Annotated in this window: 15 protein-coding genes; 6 read left to right on the top strand and 9 right to left on the bottom strand. The window is 61.1% G+C overall.

Going from position 1 to position 14,730, the window contains the following annotated elements:
* Positions 1–4 precede the first annotated feature (4 nt).
* The gene (locus P2W41_RS20080) at positions 5–1,465 is read left to right on the top strand and encodes a mannitol dehydrogenase family protein (RefSeq protein ID WP_404935063.1); all 1,461 of its coding nucleotides are present in this window, start codon (positions 5–7) and stop codon (positions 1,463–1,465) included.
* Complete coding sequence (uxuA, locus tag P2W41_RS20075) at positions 1,462–2,622, top strand: mannonate dehydratase (protein WP_404935062.1); 1,161 nt, start codon at positions 1,462–1,464, stop codon at positions 2,620–2,622. The genes P2W41_RS20080 and uxuA overlap by 4 nt, the downstream gene beginning before the upstream one ends.
* A gap of 125 nt (positions 2,623–2,747) precedes the next feature.
* Here uxuA and P2W41_RS20070 read toward each other — a convergent pair whose 3' ends face one another.
* Genes P2W41_RS20070 through fahA form a run of 4 tightly spaced genes read right to left on the bottom strand, consistent with a single transcriptional unit; the run spans position 2,748 to position 6,765 of the window.
* Positions 2,748–3,581 (bottom strand): ABC transporter permease, encoded by an 834-nt coding sequence (locus tag P2W41_RS20070; protein WP_336071363.1) that lies wholly within the window; start codon positions 3,579–3,581, stop codon positions 2,748–2,750.
* Complete coding sequence (locus P2W41_RS20065; RefSeq protein ID WP_404935061.1) at positions 3,574–4,392, bottom strand: ABC transporter ATP-binding protein; 819 nt, start codon at positions 4,390–4,392, stop codon at positions 3,574–3,576. Before P2W41_RS20065 ends, P2W41_RS20070 begins: the two co-directional genes overlap by 8 nt.
* Complete coding sequence (locus P2W41_RS20060) at positions 4,392–5,420, bottom strand: ABC transporter substrate-binding protein (RefSeq protein WP_404935060.1); 1,029 nt, start codon at positions 5,418–5,420, stop codon at positions 4,392–4,394. Before P2W41_RS20060 ends, P2W41_RS20065 begins: the two co-directional genes overlap by 1 nt.
* Positions 5,421–5,439: 19 nt before the next feature.
* On the bottom strand, positions 5,440–6,765 hold the full coding sequence (fahA, locus tag P2W41_RS20055; protein WP_404935059.1) for a fumarylacetoacetase: 1,326 nt from the start codon (positions 6,763–6,765) through the stop codon (positions 5,440–5,442).
* 169 nt (positions 6,766–6,934) lie between these two features.
* On the opposite strand from fahA, the gene P2W41_RS20050 reads away from it, so the two are divergent.
* From P2W41_RS20050 to P2W41_RS20035, 4 genes are all read left to right on the top strand, one after another.
* On the top strand, positions 6,935–7,783 hold the full coding sequence (locus P2W41_RS20050; protein WP_404935058.1) for a GntR family transcriptional regulator: 849 nt from the start codon (positions 6,935–6,937) through the stop codon (positions 7,781–7,783).
* Positions 7,784–8,238: 455 nt separating this feature from the next.
* Positions 8,239–8,427 (top strand): hypothetical protein, encoded by a 189-nt coding sequence (locus P2W41_RS20045; protein WP_404935057.1) that lies wholly within the window; start codon positions 8,239–8,241, stop codon positions 8,425–8,427.
* A 416-nt stretch (positions 8,428–8,843) separates the two neighbouring features.
* Positions 8,844–9,305 (top strand): group III truncated hemoglobin, encoded by a 462-nt coding sequence (locus P2W41_RS20040; protein ID WP_404935056.1) that lies wholly within the window; start codon positions 8,844–8,846, stop codon positions 9,303–9,305.
* A 9-nt stretch (positions 9,306–9,314) separates the two neighbouring features.
* On the top strand, positions 9,315–9,773 hold the full coding sequence (locus tag P2W41_RS20035) for an Rrf2 family transcriptional regulator (protein WP_404935055.1): 459 nt from the start codon (positions 9,315–9,317) through the stop codon (positions 9,771–9,773).
* A gap of 22 nt (positions 9,774–9,795) precedes the next feature.
* Here the strand turns inward: P2W41_RS20035 and P2W41_RS20030 are convergent, their stop codons facing one another.
* The 5 genes from P2W41_RS20030 to P2W41_RS20010 form a co-directional block, all read right to left on the bottom strand.
* Entirely contained in the window at positions 9,796–11,274 is a 1,479-nt protein-coding gene (locus P2W41_RS20030) for a M81 family metallopeptidase (protein WP_404935054.1), read from the bottom strand.
* A 24-nt stretch (positions 11,275–11,298) separates the two neighbouring features.
* Positions 11,299–11,664, bottom strand: coding sequence for a RidA family protein (locus P2W41_RS20025; RefSeq protein ID WP_007007194.1), 366 nt, complete (start codon positions 11,662–11,664; stop codon positions 11,299–11,301).
* Positions 11,665–11,690: 26 nt separating this feature from the next.
* Positions 11,691–12,515 carry a carbohydrate ABC transporter permease gene (locus P2W41_RS20020; RefSeq protein WP_404935053.1) on the bottom strand — a complete coding sequence of 275 codons (825 nt, stop codon included), beginning with the start codon at positions 12,513–12,515 and terminating at the stop codon, positions 11,691–11,693.
* Positions 12,512–13,387, bottom strand: coding sequence for a carbohydrate ABC transporter permease (locus P2W41_RS20015; protein WP_404935052.1), 876 nt, complete (start codon positions 13,385–13,387; stop codon positions 12,512–12,514). The genes P2W41_RS20020 and P2W41_RS20015 overlap by 4 nt, the downstream gene beginning before the upstream one ends.
* An 86-nt stretch (positions 13,388–13,473) precedes the next feature.
* Positions 13,474–14,706 (bottom strand): ABC transporter substrate-binding protein, encoded by a 1,233-nt coding sequence (locus P2W41_RS20010; RefSeq protein WP_404935051.1) that lies wholly within the window; start codon positions 14,704–14,706, stop codon positions 13,474–13,476.
* Between the last annotated feature and the right edge of the window lie 24 nt (positions 14,707–14,730).

Genomic DNA, 14,730 nt, shown 5'->3' with positions numbered 1-14,730 from the left:
CGTCATGACGCAGCGTCTCAACCGCTCCAGTCTTCCAAAACTGGCCGGCACCGTTCAGGGTCCGGCTTACGATCCAACCCAATTGGTCGCGGGCATCGTGCATATCGGCATCGGAGCGTTTCACCGCGCTCACCAGGCCGCCTATGTGGATGCCTGTCTTGCGGAGGGAGATGCCAGTTGGGGCATTGTCGGCGTCTCCCTCCGCAGCTCAGCCACGCGCGACGCCCTCGCCCCGCAGGACTGTCTCTATACACTCGCCGAGAAAGACGGTTCCGGTGAAACACTGAAGGTCATCGGGTCCGTGATGAAGGTGCTGGTCGCGCCGGAGGACCCGCAGGCCGTTCTGGCCGCGATGAGCGATCCACAGACGCGGATTGTGACGCTGACCGTGACGGAGAAGGCCTATCCGCGGAATTCGGACGGCACGCTGGATGCGCAGGATCGGACAGTGGCGGCGGACCTCGCCAATCCCGACCGGCCAACCGGCATACTGGGCTTTCTGACGGAAGCCCTTGCCCGGAGACAGGCTGATGGCACGCCGCCCTTCACTGTCCTTTCATGCGATAACCTGCCAGCTAACGGGAAAACGCTGCGCCGCCTCGTGACCGAGTTTGCGACCATGCGCGATCCCGAGTTAGCCCACTACATCGAGCAGAATGTTGCTTTCCCTTCGAGCATGGTGGATCGCATTGTTCCGGCAACCACCGATGCCGACCGCGAACGTGTCGCTCAGACGCTCGGCGTTGAAGATGCATGGCCCGTCGTGACAGAGCCCTTCATGCAATGGGTGGTGGAAGACAATTTCCCGATGGGCAGGCCCGCCTGGGAACGCCATGGCGTCGAGATGGTGGCCGATGTCGCTCCTTTCGAGGAGATGAAGCTTCGGCTTCTGAACGGCGCGCACTCAGCTCTCGCCTATGCGGGACAGCTACTCGGGTGCGAAACCGTGGCGGACGCGTTTGCCGATCCACTGATCCAAGGTTTCGTAAAAGGGCTGTGGCGGGAATCCGCTCAGACTCTCTCGGGAGAGGCCGGCTTGAAGCCGGACGAATACATGGCCCGGCTTGCAGACCGTTTCGCCAACCCGGCGCTGCGCCATCGCACGGCGCAGATTGCCAATGACGGTTCGCAGAAACTGCCGCAGCGCTTCATCAATCCGCTGCTGGAGCGGCTGGATGCAGGCGAAGACGCACCGCATCTCGCAGCCGGCGTTGCACTCTGGATTGCAGCGCTCGCAGACAGGAGCGAGCCGCCGGCCTTCACCGATCCGCTGGATGGGGCGCTGAAAGCGGCCATCGCGAAGACGACCAGTCCCGCTGACACCGTCGCTGCTGTTCTTCAGGCTGCCCGTTTCGACAGGGTCGACCGATACCTGCCTGCCGTCCTCGAAGCCTGTCAACGCATCGCGGATGATGGCGTTTCGGCGACGCTTGCCCTTTACGCTCGAGGAGACATCACCCAATGAAAGAGACCTGGCGCTGGTTCGGTCCGGACGATCCGGTGACGCTCGCCCATGTGCGGCAGGCGGGTGCGACGGGCATCGTCACCGCCCTGCATCATCTCAATGACGGCCGCGCCTGGCCGCAGGACGAGATCGACAAACGCAGGCACGAAATCGAGCAGGCCGGCCTCGAATGGTCGGTCGTTGAAAGCGTCATCGTGCATGAGCATGTGAAAACGCGCAGCGGCGATTTCCGCGCCCTGATCGAAAATTACAAGACCTCGATCCGCAATGTCGCCCGCGCCGGGGTGCGCACCATCTGCTACAACTTCATGGCCATCACCGACTGGACGCGGACGGATCTCGACTATCCGATGCCCCATGGCGGGACGGCGCTGCGCTTCGATGCGATCGAGTTCTGCGTCTACGATGTCTTCATCCTGGCGCGTCCGGGCGCCGAGGCTGACCACCCCGCCGAGCGGGTGGAGGCTGCGCGCGAGCGCCTGAAGACGATGAGCGAGAGCGATCTGGCACGTCTCGAGCGCAATCTCATCGAATGGGTTCCGGCCCGCGAATTCGTTTATGACCGCGAGAGCTTTCGTCGCATGCTGGATACCTATCGCGACATCTCAACCGATGGCCTGCGCGAAAACCTGGCCGAGTTCCACCGGGAGATCATGCCGGTGGCGGAGGAGGAAGGTGTGGTGATGGCGATCCACCCCGACGATCCACCGTTCCCGCTGTTCGGCCTGCCGCGTATCGTTTCAACGCATGACGACCTGAAGGCATTGCTCGCGGCTGTCCCCTCAGAGGCAAACGGACTGACCTTCTGCACCGGCTCGCTCGGTGCCAACCCCGCAAACGACCTACCCGCCATGGCGAAGGCTCTCGGACCGCACATTCACTTCGCGCATCTGCGCAACGTGAAGCGGGAGCCGTGCGGCTCTTTCCATGAGGCCGAGCATCTGGAAGGCGACACGGACATGATTGCCGTGGTGGCTGCTCTGATGGATGAAGAGAGGCGACGTGGCGGGCAGATCCCCATGCGCCCCGACCATGGGCACGCGATACTGGACGATCTCGGCAAACGGGTGAACCCCGGCTATTCGGGCATTGGCAGGCTGAAAGGGCTGGCCGAGCTGCGCGGCGTGATGCGGACACTCGAATATTTGCGAACGTGACACCGGATGGCTTTTGGCGATTTCCGGCGCCGGGGCCTGCTAAAGGTTTTCACTGACAGAACCACCCGCATCCGCGCTGAAACGGATGCGGGCGGTCTCAGGGACCGAGACCTGACGAAGAGGCCCTAGCGTCTCCAGCGCACGAAATAGCGCTCGAGCAGTGTGACGAAGCCAAACACCGAGAGCCCCATCAGACTAAGCAGAAGGATCTGTGCGAAAACACGGCCGACGCGCAGCTGGCTCGCCGCGACACGGACCAGCTCGCCCAGCCCTTCGCCACCACCCATATACTCACCGACGACAACGCCGATCACGCTCCACACCGCTGCCAGTTTGAGGCCGGCAAAGATATAGGGCGTTGCATAGGGCATCTGCAGCTTGATGAGCGTCTGCCAGCGGTTTGCCTCGAGAGACTTGAACAGCATCGACATGTTGCTGTCGGTCGCCGCCAGACCCGCCGCCGTGTTGATCGTCACCGGGAAGAACGAGATGAAGGCGGCCATCATGATCTTCGATTCAATGCCGAAGCCGAACCACGCCACGAACAGCGGCGCGAAGGCGACCTTCGGCATGGTGTTGATCGCAACCACATAAGGCATGATCGCCTTGCGGCCGAACGTGGTCGCGCCGATGATCATGCCAAGCGTGAGGCCGATCGCTGAAGCCAGCAGAAAGCCAAAGACAACCTCGACCAGCGTGATCCATGTGGCATGGGCCACATAACCGCCGGTAAACAGGTTGTTGAGCGTGAAGATGAGATCCTGCAGAACCTGATATGGCCCCGGCAGAACCAGCTGCGAGATGCCACTATAGGTGACAGCCAGGTGCCACACAGTGACAACGGCCGCGCCGAACAGCAAGACGAGCAGCCATTGCGGCGTGCGCTCGATCAGCGTCTTGCGTTCATTCTCGGCAAGCGCGATCAGCACCTCGGGATCGACGGTTTCCTTGTCAGTCATGGCTGGCCCCCTCTCCGCTTCCAAACAACAGGTCGTGAATTTCGCGGACATATTCGTTGAAGCGGTTGCCGGTGATCATGTCGGGCGTGCGCGGACGCGGCAGATCGATGTCGATGCGCCTGACGATCCGGCCCGGTCGCGGCGACATCACGAACACGGAATCCGCCAGGAAGATCGCTTCCTGGATGGAGTGGGTGACGATTATGGCCGTGGCCTCGCGCGAACGACAGATCCGCTCGAACTCGACATTCATCTGCTCGCGGGTGAATTCATCGAGAGCGCCGAACGGTTCGTCCAGGAGCAGGATTTCCGGCTGGGTCACCAGCATTCGGCAAATGGCCGCGCGCTGCGCCATGCCGCCGGAAAGCTCCGATGGCACCGCATTGGCGAACTCGGCAAGCCCCGCCATCTCGAGAAGCTGCGTCGCGCGTTCGCGCGCAGCGTTCGCTGCTCTTCGCCCCTCGCGGATTTCGATGGGAAGCAGCACGTTTTCCATCACGCTGCGCCAGGGCAGAAGCGTGGGCTGCTGGAACATGATGCCGATATGCTCATTCGGCCCGGTCAGAGCCTCGCCTCTGAGCGTGATTTCTCCGCCCGTCGGGGGGATCAGGCCGGCAATCATCTTCAGAACTGTTGACTTGCCACACCCACTCGCGCCGACGAGAGAGGCCATTTGGCCCCTCTCCAGCTCAAACGACACATCCTTGGCGGCATGGATGATGTCAGCCTGGCCTGATCGTGCGCGGCGGTAATGCTTGTTCACATTATCAAGACGAAGGATCGCGTCCCCGTCCGACCGCACATCATGCATCACTTGGCCTCCAGGTTTTCGACGAACTCGTTGGTGTAAACAACCGACAGATCTTCGATCGCCTTATCGAGCTCTCCCGTGTCGAGCAGGCTCTTGTGCCATGCATTCCAGCCGCTCTCCGGCAGGTAGCCGAGCGTGTTATTGCCGATGGGCGCGTATTGCTGGTTCACCGTGTCGAGGAGCGCGCGTGCATATTCACGACGCTCCACTTCCTGAGGGTTGTAGGTTTCGCCGTCTTCGAGAACGCCTTCAGGGTTCTCCATGCCCCATTTGGTTGCCTTGTGGATCGCCTTGGCGAAGCCGGCCACCATCTCCGGGTTATCACGGTAGATCTCGCCACGAACAGCCAGACCGTTGCCGAACAGGTCAAGCCCCTCGGGCGTGAGGTCGACCACGTCGACGCCACGGTCCTTCAGCACCGCGATACCGGTGAAGGATGCCGCAAAAGCGTGGATCGTGTCGCGATCGAACGCCGTCACGGCCATGCCTTCCTGGCCGATGGTCACGAATTTGTACTCGTCGGGCTGGACGCCCACGGATGCGAGCGCGCTGCGGGCGAACGAAACCTCGGCACCGTCGGCCGTGGACACGCCGATCTGCTTGCCACGCAGACCTTCTGCGCTGTCGATGCCGTCATTACGGTCACCGGCAAGCACGAACAGGCCGCGCGAGAACAGATTGTAGAAGAATTTCACGTCAGCGCCGCGCGCAACGGCATTGAGCACCGGGCCCGGTCCAGGCGCGCCGAATTCGGCACGGCCGGCTTCCATGGCCTGAAGAACGGCGCCCGATCCATCCAGGCTCTTGATCGTGACTTCAAGGCCTTCTTCCTTGAAGAACCCGCGCTGCTGCGCGACGATCATCGGATACCAGGCCATCGCGGAAGAGCCCGGCAGAACCACCGTGACCTGCTTCAGCTCCTGGGCCATCGCGACCCCGCCGGTGATTGCCAGCGCGGCAGCCGCCACGCCCATGTGGCGCATCCAGCGCGATGCCTTCTGTGCCATTGTCTTGCAGTCGTTAAACATTCGGTCCTCCCTGTTTTGCCTACGACCAGTCAGATGCCGGGAGCACGGCTCCACGGCACTCGCCAAAGCCAATTGCCCGGAAACCCTCCCGTTCGCATCGGCCTTCGAGTACGATTTCATCTCCGTCCTGCAGAAAACTGCGGCTCTCTCCATTGCCCAGATCCAGCGACTCCGCACCGCGGCACGTCAGCTCAAGCAGACAACCCTGCGAGCCCGGCGTTTCGCCGGAGATCGTGCCACTGGCGATCATGTCGCCCGGCATCATCGGGCAGCCATTGGACATGTGATGGGTGATCATCTGCGCGAAGGTCCAGTAGAGCCCCGCCGCATTGGCGCGCGTCACGGTGAGTGGCGCATCGCCACGCTCGCGCATTGCCGCGCTTTCAAGTCGCACCGTGAGTTCGATGTTCAGGGCACCGCCCGCGGCCTCGTCCTGATCGGCGAGATAGTCGAGCAGCGCCGGATCGTCTGGCAGCCGACGGCGCGCGGCCACCCGGAAAGGAGCCAGCGCATCCATCGTCACCACCCAGGGTGAGATGGTTGTCGCAAAGCTCTTGGAGAGGAACGGACCAAGCGGCTGGTATTCCCAGGCCTGAATGTCGCGCGCGCTCCAGTCATTGACGAGACACACCCCAAAAAGCCGTTCGCGCGCTTCCGGCAGACGATGCACGTCGCTGTCGTTTTTTCCGCCGCCAATGAAAGCACCCAGCTCCAGCTCGTAATCGAGCATGCGGCTCGGCGCGAAGACGATGCCGCCATCCACGCGGATCTGACCATTTGGGCGGCGCACCGGTGTATTCGACACGACGATGGACGACGCGCGCCCGTGATAGCCGACCGGCAGACTCTTGAAGTTGGGCAGCAGCGGATTGTCCGGCCGGAACAGCTTGCCGACATTGGTCGCGTGTTCGACCGAACAGTAAAAGTCAGTGTAGTCGCCGATCTGCGCCGGCACGCGCATCTCAAGGCTTTCAATCGGCAGGAGGAAACCCTCGATGCTCGACTGCATGTCAGAGCCGGCGCGCAGGGCGCGGTGCAGCCACAGACGCAGCGCGCGCCATTCTGCCGGCGAACGCGCCATCAGCGCATTCAGATCGCCGCGGCACAGAATGGTACGCGCATCTGCACCGAAGATTTCATCGAGAAGCCCCGCTGCGGCGCAGGTCGAGAGATTGAGAGCCTGGTCGCCTATCGCAACGACGATCACCGGTTCAGCCGCATTGCCCGCCGCAGCAACACCATAGGGCAGGTTCTGCAGGCCGAACGCACAGGAAACCCGATTGGCGCTGGAAACCCAGCTTTCCGTATCGGGATCATGCGTTTCGTCGAGCGTCCAGATTGTCATTGATTGTTGCGCCGCTTAATAGTTACAAAGTTTGTATGCAAAGAAGCATCCAAATTCGAATACGTCAAGGGATGCAAATATGGGTTTGAAGGCCGAACGGTTTGTGGAATATTCATTCCGAAGTGGCAGGCCGGATTCCACAGGCTGGTTGAGGAGCAGTTTGAGCCGTATGAGCAAGTCTCGAGAGCAGCATTGCAAGAACGAAGCCTGGGTCATCGACGGACCGCTGCCGCGCGACCGCATGACACCTGCCAGCCAGGCATCGCCGCCCTGGTTGCGGCACCTGGAAGAGCGCGTCATCGCCGGCGGCGATTTCTGGCGGCTCGCCGAGGAGTTGCGGCAGGACAAAACGCAACCAGAAGACCCGTCGAAAACCGCCGCGCAAGCTGTCCCCTTTGTCGATATCGTCTATGAGATGCTGCGGATCGCAATTCGCACCGGTGCGCTTGCTACCGGCACACCTCTGATCGAAGCCGAGATCGGGGACGCGCTTGCTGTCAGTCGCACCCCGGTGCGCGAAGCAATGCAGCGGCTTTCTGCCGATGGTCTCCTGTCGCGGCGCAAGCGCGGCTGGGAAGTGCGGAAGCTGGATCTCGTCCAGATACGGGAGTCCTACGAAGTCCGGATGGCGCTTGAAGGTTTCGCCACTGCGCAGGCTGCCATTCGTGCAAGCGAAGAAGAGGTGGCATCGATCGTGGCTGCAACCACCGCCCGCTCAGAACTCGATTTTGACAACATCTCGGATCGTCTTACCTCGAACCGGGAGCTGCACGGACTGATTTTCGCTGCGTCGGGCAATGAACGCCTGGTGAGTGCTATCAGGAAAAACATGCAGTACTATTTCGCGCACCGTTTCGCGCAATTCGTATCGCGGGAAGAGGCTGCGCTTTTTCAGCAGCAGCACGAGCTGATCGCCGACGCAATCGCAGCTCGAGATCCAGCGGAAGCCGAGCTGGTTGCGCGCCAGCATGTCAAATCGACCTATCTGGCGTTCGAAAAATTCTACAAGCTGCTCTAGACGATAAGCCTCGCGGGGAATGAGCTCGTGTTGGATCTCACTGTTTAAGTGGTCTGAATTCTGATTCGAAGCATTTCACTCTTCCGGGTGCCCGTAGTTTTCGACAAAGGGGTTGTGCAACGGCCCGTCGAGCGGGTAGTCATGGTCCCAAGCTGGCCATCGGGTCCCAAGCTGGCCATCGGGTCCCAGGCTGGCCATCGGGTCCCTTGTGGGGCAGCGGGGTCCCGGACCAGGCTATCAGGGCCTTGCCCTTTGTCGCATCCAGGCAAACGCTTCGGTTGTGGGAAAACAGTACCCTTAGGTTGCATTATGCAATCCAGCGTAGTCTATTTCAACTTGTGCGACAGCCATATTATCAACTCTTTGGCGGCAGGAAACGGGTGGACACTCTCGCTTTAGACGATCCGAAACGGCAACACACTAAAAAAACAGCCAGAAAACCCCGGCTTGCGTCCATGCCGGCAGAGGAATTTTGCGCCTGGCTGAAACATGTCGATTTCAGCGAACGGCATGCAGCCAGAATACTGCAGATATCCAGAACGACAGTCGCGAAATATCGTCAGGAAGGCGCGCCGGCGCATATCGGTTTTGCCTGCACGGCGATTGCACTCGGCATGCCGATCTGGAGACGGGGTACGGAATAGTTCATCGGCCCCGCGGGAGAACTGGTGAGCACCACTTCTTCCGGCGCGACCCAGGCGCTGTCCTGTGGCTTTACCGTGACAGGCCGAACTGAATTTCGGTACTCTGATATGCGGTGCCCGGGCCACACCGGTTATGGCAGGATTCGAGGCATTCCCGCATTGGGTACGGAGAGATGAACATCCAGGTGCCCGCGGGCGTGAGCCCCTCCTTCTCCATACAGCTCTCGATCTCGGCGGCGCGATGCGCGGCCGCTTTCCTGATATCCGGTATGCGCTACCACTGCTCCCGCCCCAAAGCCCACAGAGAATACCCGTCAAAATTTCATTCCAATGGATGAGCCTGCGACATCGCGTCAGTTGTGCAGAAGTGAGGGAATGATAAAGTGGCATAAAAGATACCAGTTTTGGAGAGCTTCATGAGCAGCACCTTCATCGCCCGGCCAAGACCTCAACCGGAAGAAGCTCTCAAAGATCCTGCCGTGGACAGGGAGTTTATCGGGCGGCTGGTGCGTGAGTTTTATGCGCGGGTTCGAAGCGACACGCGGCTTGGCCCGATCTTTGCCGGCGAGATCAGGGACGACTGGGAGCCGCATCTGGAGAAGATGACCGATTTCTGGTGCGCCGTGATTCTGAAGGACGGCAGCTATCACGGCAGGCCGGTACCGGCTCACCTCAAGTTAAAGACGGTCGTGGAAGCCGACTTCGACATCTGGCTGGGCCTGTTCCGTCAGACCGTCGAGGAGCTTTGCGCGCCACCAGTTGCTGCGGTGTTCTTGGAACGGGCGGAGCGCATCGCAAAAAGCCTGAAACTTGCCATGTTCTTCCGCCTGCCTGCTGCGCTTGGGCCTGATGCAGCACGTGCGCGTGTCCGGGAATGACCCATGCGCATGACGCTTCAGACTGACTATGCACTGCGCATGCTGATCTTTCTGGCAGTGCGGCCTGAAGCCCCCTGCACTGTGAGCGATGTCGCAGAGGCCTATGGGCTTTCGCACAACCACCTCCTGAAGGTCGCACGCAGGCTCGGACAACTTGGCGCGGTCACGACGCTGCGCGGACGCGCAGGCGGGATCACGCTTGCGAAGGAACCCGAAAACATCGGGCTGGGTGCCATCGTTCGGGGCATTGAGGAAAGCCTCGCCCTGGTCGAGTGCATGGGCGCAGGAGAAAGCGCCTGTGTGCTGACGCCGGCCTGCCGGCTAAAAGGCATCGTGGCCGAGGCGCTGGATGCTTATCTCGCCGTGTTCGATCGCTATACACTGGCTGATCTTGTGACCAATCGGCAATCCCTTACGGGCTTGCTCGGTCTCGAGATGGAAGCCTCTGATGTCATGACATCAGCTTGAGAACGGCGCCCCTTGCCCTGTCCTATCGCACCTGCTCGTCGAACGCGTTCTCGTCAATGGGCCAGATCGGCCGCGCGAGCTTTTTGTAGCCGGCGGTTTTCGGGTTGTTGGGGTAGCAGCCTTCCACAGCTGCATAGATGATCTTCTCCGCGATGGGAGCGAAGCCGGCGTGGAAATGGTTGGTCGACTTGATGAGCAGCACCTGCTTCTCGAGCGGGTCGACGCCAAGATTGGAGAAGATGTCAGGCTCGAAGGTCTGCGTACGGTTTGTGTTCAGCACGATGTCGACCTCGGTGCCGACAAGCCGCACCACTGCTGCAGGGCCAAGCGTGACGCGGCTGGTGCCAAATGTCTGCCAGCCCTCCTGCGCCAGTTTGCGAATCTCGAATGCCCCATCGAACGGTGTGCCGCTGGCCGCGTTTGCCTTTCCGCCGATGCGCATGTCGAGAACGGTGCCCTCGCCCGCGCCATGAGCGAATCCGACCGCCTGCGGGTCCCAGATGGTGGCAACACCCGCGCGGCTGATGCCACTTTGAACGAGCGCATGCAGGAGAACGGTGTTGTCGCCCGCCGTGCCGCCACCGGGATTGTCCCACATGTCGGCGATGACGACCGGCCTGCCGCCTGCACCGCCGGCCTTCGCCCTGGCGATTGCGTCATCGACTGAGAGGCTTTCCATTGCAGTCATGCCGCGCATGCCGCGCACCTCCTGCCCAAGCTTTTCGGCCAGCTCCGCACCTTTCTCCGGCACATTGTCGGTGACGACCATGACCTGGGTCCCGAGCTCGGGCACATCACCCGCCATGAAGCCGTGGATGAGCGAGACGGAGAGGATGCCCTCCCTGCCCTGCAGTGCCTTCATGCGGTCCACGAAAGAGCGCATGGGCTCGCGGCTTGTCGGGAACACGTCGATCATGCGGCAGTCGAAGGTCGAGATCACCGGGCGGATTTCGCCACGCGTGGCGCGCAGCGCCAGATCCACCACGTGCTCGGCACGCTCCAGAAAATCCGTGTGGGGGAATTCCAGAAAGGCAGCGAGGATGTTTGCCGCCGCAACGCGCTTAGCCGTCAGATGGCTGTGCGGGTCCAGCTCTGCGGCGACGATCACGTCCGGGCCAACGATCCCGCGCACACGGGCGAGAAGGTCGCCCTCGCAATCGTCGAGCCCACGCGCGACCATTGCGCCGTGCAGGCCAAGCACCACACAGTCCACCGGCATGGCGTCACGCAACTGATCCAGAATCTCATCGCGCAGCGCCTCATAGACATCGAGCCGGACATAGCCGCCCGGTTCCGCCCAGGTGGCGGTCCCCTCGATCAGGGTGAAACCCTCTTCCCGCGCCCGCCGCCGCAAGACGGGGATGGGCGCCGAACAGAGCGTCGGAGTCTCGGGGTGCTCCCCCGGCCCGGCGTAAAACGCCATCTCGAAATCCCCGCGATCGGTCGGGATCGGCGAGAAGGTGTTGGTTTCGGTGGCGAGCGACGCGGTAAAGACACGCATGCGATAAGGTCCTGGCTTTACGGATCAGAGCGGCTTGTAGGCGACGGCCTCAACTTCGATCTTGATGTCGATCATCAGCCGCGATTCAACCGTGGTGCGCGCCGGCGGGTTCTTGGGAAAGTACTTGCCGTACACCGCATTGAACGGGCCGAAATCGCGCGCATCTTCCAGCCAGACGGTTGTCTTGACCACATCATCGAGTGTGCAGCCGGCGAGCGCCAATGCCGCCTTGACGTTTTCCATCACCTGCCCGGTCTGCTCGGTGATGCCGCCCTTGACGACAACGCCATCGGCTCCCACCGGAACCTGGCCGGAGATGTAGACGAAATCGCCGGCACGCACAGCGGGGGAAAGTGGCACATGGGAGGTGCCGAAGCACTGCTTGGTCATGAATATACTCCGTTCCTGGAATTGCTTTATTTCACCGCACCGATGGCCAGGCCGCGCACCAGATAGCGCTGCAACCATGCAAAGATGACGGCGACGGGGATGGTGGCGACAAAGGTTGCCGCCATGACGTGATGCCACTCGACCGTGTAACGGCCAGCGACAAGTGAGAAAATCTGGATCGGCAGCGTGTAGCTTTCCTGACGCCGCAGCATGGTGAGCGCAATGACGAACTCGTTCCACGCATTGATGAAGGAGAAGATGGCCGTGACCGTCATCGCCGGAAGGGCGAGCGGCAGGAACACCATGATCAGCGCCTTTGCCGGGCTCGCGCCCTCGATCCACGCGGCTTCCTCCAGATCTTTCGGAATGGTGGAGAAATAGCTCTGCAGCATCCACACGGTGAAAGCGACATTGAACGCGCCATAGACAAAGACGATGGAGTTCACATTGTCGAGCAGGCCGAGCCACACCACCAGCCGGAACAGGCCGATGACTAGCACGATGGGCGAGAGCATCTGCGTGACGAGCAGGAACTGGCGGAAAAAGCCCTGCCCCCTGAACCGGAAACGGCTCATGGCGTAGGCTGCGGGTATGGAAACCGCAAGCGCCAGAACGGTCGACAGCACCGAGACATAGACGGAGTTCCAGAGCGCGGTGCCGAAATTGGTCGCGGCCCACATGTCGATGAAATTGCGCCATGCCGCCTCACGCGGCCACCAGGTTGGCGACAGCACCTCGTTGGCCGGCTTGATGGCGGTGATGAACATCACGGCAAACGGAAACAGGATCAGCACGATGAGCGGTGAAAGCAGCGCCCAGTAGAGAAGCGATTTCTTCAGCTTGGGGCTCATGTCCGCTCCCTGCGCATGGCCAGCGCGACATAGAGGATGGTGAAGGCCAGAAGCAGCGCGAACATCATCACCGACAGGGCGGACGCCTCGCCCAGTTTGCCGAAGCGGAAACCGAGCTTGTAGAGATAGGTAACAAGAATATCGGTCGAGTTGGCCGGCCCGCCCTGCGTGGTCGCCCAGATGATCGGGAATGAATTGAACACATAGATCATGTTGAGCACGATCGAGATGTTCAAAAACGGCTTCATCAGCGGCAGGGTGATCTCGCGGAAAGTCTGCCAGCGCGATGCGCCTTCAAGCTTGGCCGCCTCATAGAGATCGTCGGGAATGGACGAGAGACCGCCGAGAAAGATGGTCGTCGTGAATGGGATCGTGACCAGAATGCCGATCATGATCTGCACCGGGAAGGCGGTTGAAGCGCGGGCAAGCCACTGGATGTTCTGATCGATCAGGCCGATGTTCTGCAGGCCCGAATTGAGCATGCCGCTCTCGCCATTCAGCGCCCAGCGCCACACGATGGCGGTCATGGTGAGCGACACGGCCCAGGGCAGCATGATGATGACGCGTGCAAGCGAGCGGCCATAAAAATCCTCGTTGAGGATCATGGCGACTGGCACCGAAATGACGAGTGTCCCGAACACGATGCCGCCAGTCCAGATGAAGGTGCGCCACAGCGCGCCGAGAAAATCCGGGTCGGTGAAGACGTTCACATAGTTTTCAACGCCGTTGAGCCCGCGCAACTGGCCGAAACGATTGACGTCGTTGAGTGAAATCGTGCCGAGCTGGTAAAGCGGCCACAGGATGATGAACGCGGCGAGCAGAAACCCCGGCAGGATCAACAGATAGGGATTTGTCAGGGGCGAGCGGATCATGGCGCCGTCAGTTTTCGCAGGATTTCAAGCGGGGGTAGAAGCGGCATGCGCGGACACAGCCGCGCATGCCTGTTTCAATGAATTTGCTATTGCCCGAGAATGCCGTTGATCTCCCCGGCAGCAGCATCCAGCGTGGCCTTGGGCTCGCCATTGCCCAGATAGATCGTCTGCACCGCATCCGACGTGGCGGCCGCTATTTCCTCCCAGCCGGCGATGACGGGCGCAAAACGTGCGTCCGGCAGAAGCGCTGTAAACGCCTTCAGGTCCGCATTGTCGGCAAAAGCCGGCTGCGCCGCGACTTCCGGATTGACCGGCAGGAAGCCCTCACCCGAAGTGAACTTTGCGCGCCACTCGGTGGTGAAGAGCTGATCGAGGAATTTCCAGGCCAGATCCTTGTTCTGGGAATTTTCGAACATGATGATGGAATCGGTCACACCATAGGTGCCGCGATCACCTTCGGGGCCGGCCGGAATGGCGGCCACGCCGTATTCGAGGTCGGGTGCTTCTTCCTTGATCTGGTTCGAGAGGAAGGGCGCGGTGATCATCATGCCGACCTTGCCTTGCTTGAACAGGTTCTGCACATCCTCGCGGCTGTAGGAGGTGACACCGGGCTGGGTCGCGCCAGCATCGATCAGCGATTTGTACATCTCCGCAGCCTTGTAGCCGGCATCCGTGTCGAGGCCGGATGTGCCGTCTTCCTCGACAAGCTGACCGCCATAGGCCCAGAAGGCATAGTAAAAATAGACGTCGGTCTCGATCTCCTTGCCCTGAAGTCCGAAGCCGGCAATGTCGTCGCCCAGCGCGCTAATCTTCTTGGCGGCTTCGGCAAGCTCGTCCCAGGTGTCCGGAACCTCGCTGATGCCGGCCTGCTCGAACAGCGCCTTGTTGTAATACATGGCGCGGGCCGATGCGGCGATGGGCAGACCGTAGGTCTTTTCCTGCATCACGGAAGGCTCAAGGAAGACCGGGAAGAACCGGTCCCTGAAGTCCTGCGTCATGTAATCGTCCAGCGGCGCGGCGATGCCCTGATCGACAAAGTCGATCAGCCAGCGTGTGCCGATGATCGACAGGTCGGCATTGGCGCCGCCGGAAATGTCGGTGGTCAGTTTCTGCAGAAGCACATCCCACGGCACCACCTCGATCTGGATATCGGAGCCGGGATTGGCCTCTTCGAATGCCTTGGCGGCTTCCTCGAAATAGGGGCCGGTCTTGGAGCTGTATTCAGCCACGGTCACGCGCACGGTCTCTGCCTGCGCCCACCCAGCCATGGATAGAAGCGCGGCACCGGCGACGGTGGCTTTCAATGCGGTCCTGTTCATTCCTGTCTCCCTGTTCCTCTCTCG

Source organism: Nitratireductor sp. L15S-10 (genome assembly GCF_045011005.1).
Taxonomy (GTDB): domain Bacteria; phylum Pseudomonadota; class Alphaproteobacteria; order Rhizobiales; family Rhizobiaceae; genus Nitratireductor.
Note: the sequence above shows the minus strand (reverse complement) of the source record. Positions and strands in the feature narration are given on the sequence as shown.

Coding starts and splice junctions, on each gene's coding strand:
- P2W41_RS20080 (WP_404935063.1), top strand. CDS start 5: ATGACGCAGCGTCTCAACCGCTCCAGTCTTCCAAAACTGGCCGGCACC.
- uxuA (WP_404935062.1), top strand. CDS start 1,462: ATGAAAGAGACCTGGCGCTGGTTCGGTCCGGACGATCCGGTGACGCTC.
- P2W41_RS20070 (WP_336071363.1), bottom strand. CDS start 3,581: ATGACTGACAAGGAAACCGTCGATCCCGAGGTGCTGATCGCGCTTGCC.
- P2W41_RS20065 (WP_404935061.1), bottom strand. CDS start 4,392: ATGCATGATGTGCGGTCGGACGGGGACGCGATCCTTCGTCTTGATAAT.
- P2W41_RS20060 (WP_404935060.1), bottom strand. CDS start 5,420: ATGTTTAACGACTGCAAGACAATGGCACAGAAGGCATCGCGCTGGATG.
- fahA (WP_404935059.1), bottom strand. CDS start 6,765: ATGACAATCTGGACGCTCGACGAAACGCATGATCCCGATACGGAAAGC.
- P2W41_RS20050 (WP_404935058.1), top strand. CDS start 6,935: ATGAGCAAGTCTCGAGAGCAGCATTGCAAGAACGAAGCCTGGGTCATC.
- P2W41_RS20045 (WP_404935057.1), top strand. CDS start 8,239: ATGCCGGCAGAGGAATTTTGCGCCTGGCTGAAACATGTCGATTTCAGC.
- P2W41_RS20040 (WP_404935056.1), top strand. CDS start 8,844: ATGAGCAGCACCTTCATCGCCCGGCCAAGACCTCAACCGGAAGAAGCT.
- P2W41_RS20035 (WP_404935055.1), top strand. CDS start 9,315: ATGACGCTTCAGACTGACTATGCACTGCGCATGCTGATCTTTCTGGCA.
- P2W41_RS20030 (WP_404935054.1), bottom strand. CDS start 11,274: ATGCGTGTCTTTACCGCGTCGCTCGCCACCGAAACCAACACCTTCTCG.
- P2W41_RS20025 (WP_007007194.1), bottom strand. CDS start 11,664: ATGACCAAGCAGTGCTTCGGCACCTCCCATGTGCCACTTTCCCCCGCT.
- P2W41_RS20020 (WP_404935053.1), bottom strand. CDS start 12,515: ATGAGCCCCAAGCTGAAGAAATCGCTTCTCTACTGGGCGCTGCTTTCA.
- P2W41_RS20015 (WP_404935052.1), bottom strand. CDS start 13,387: ATGATCCGCTCGCCCCTGACAAATCCCTATCTGTTGATCCTGCCGGGG.
- P2W41_RS20010 (WP_404935051.1), bottom strand. CDS start 14,706: ATGAACAGGACCGCATTGAAAGCCACCGTCGCCGGTGCCGCGCTTCTA.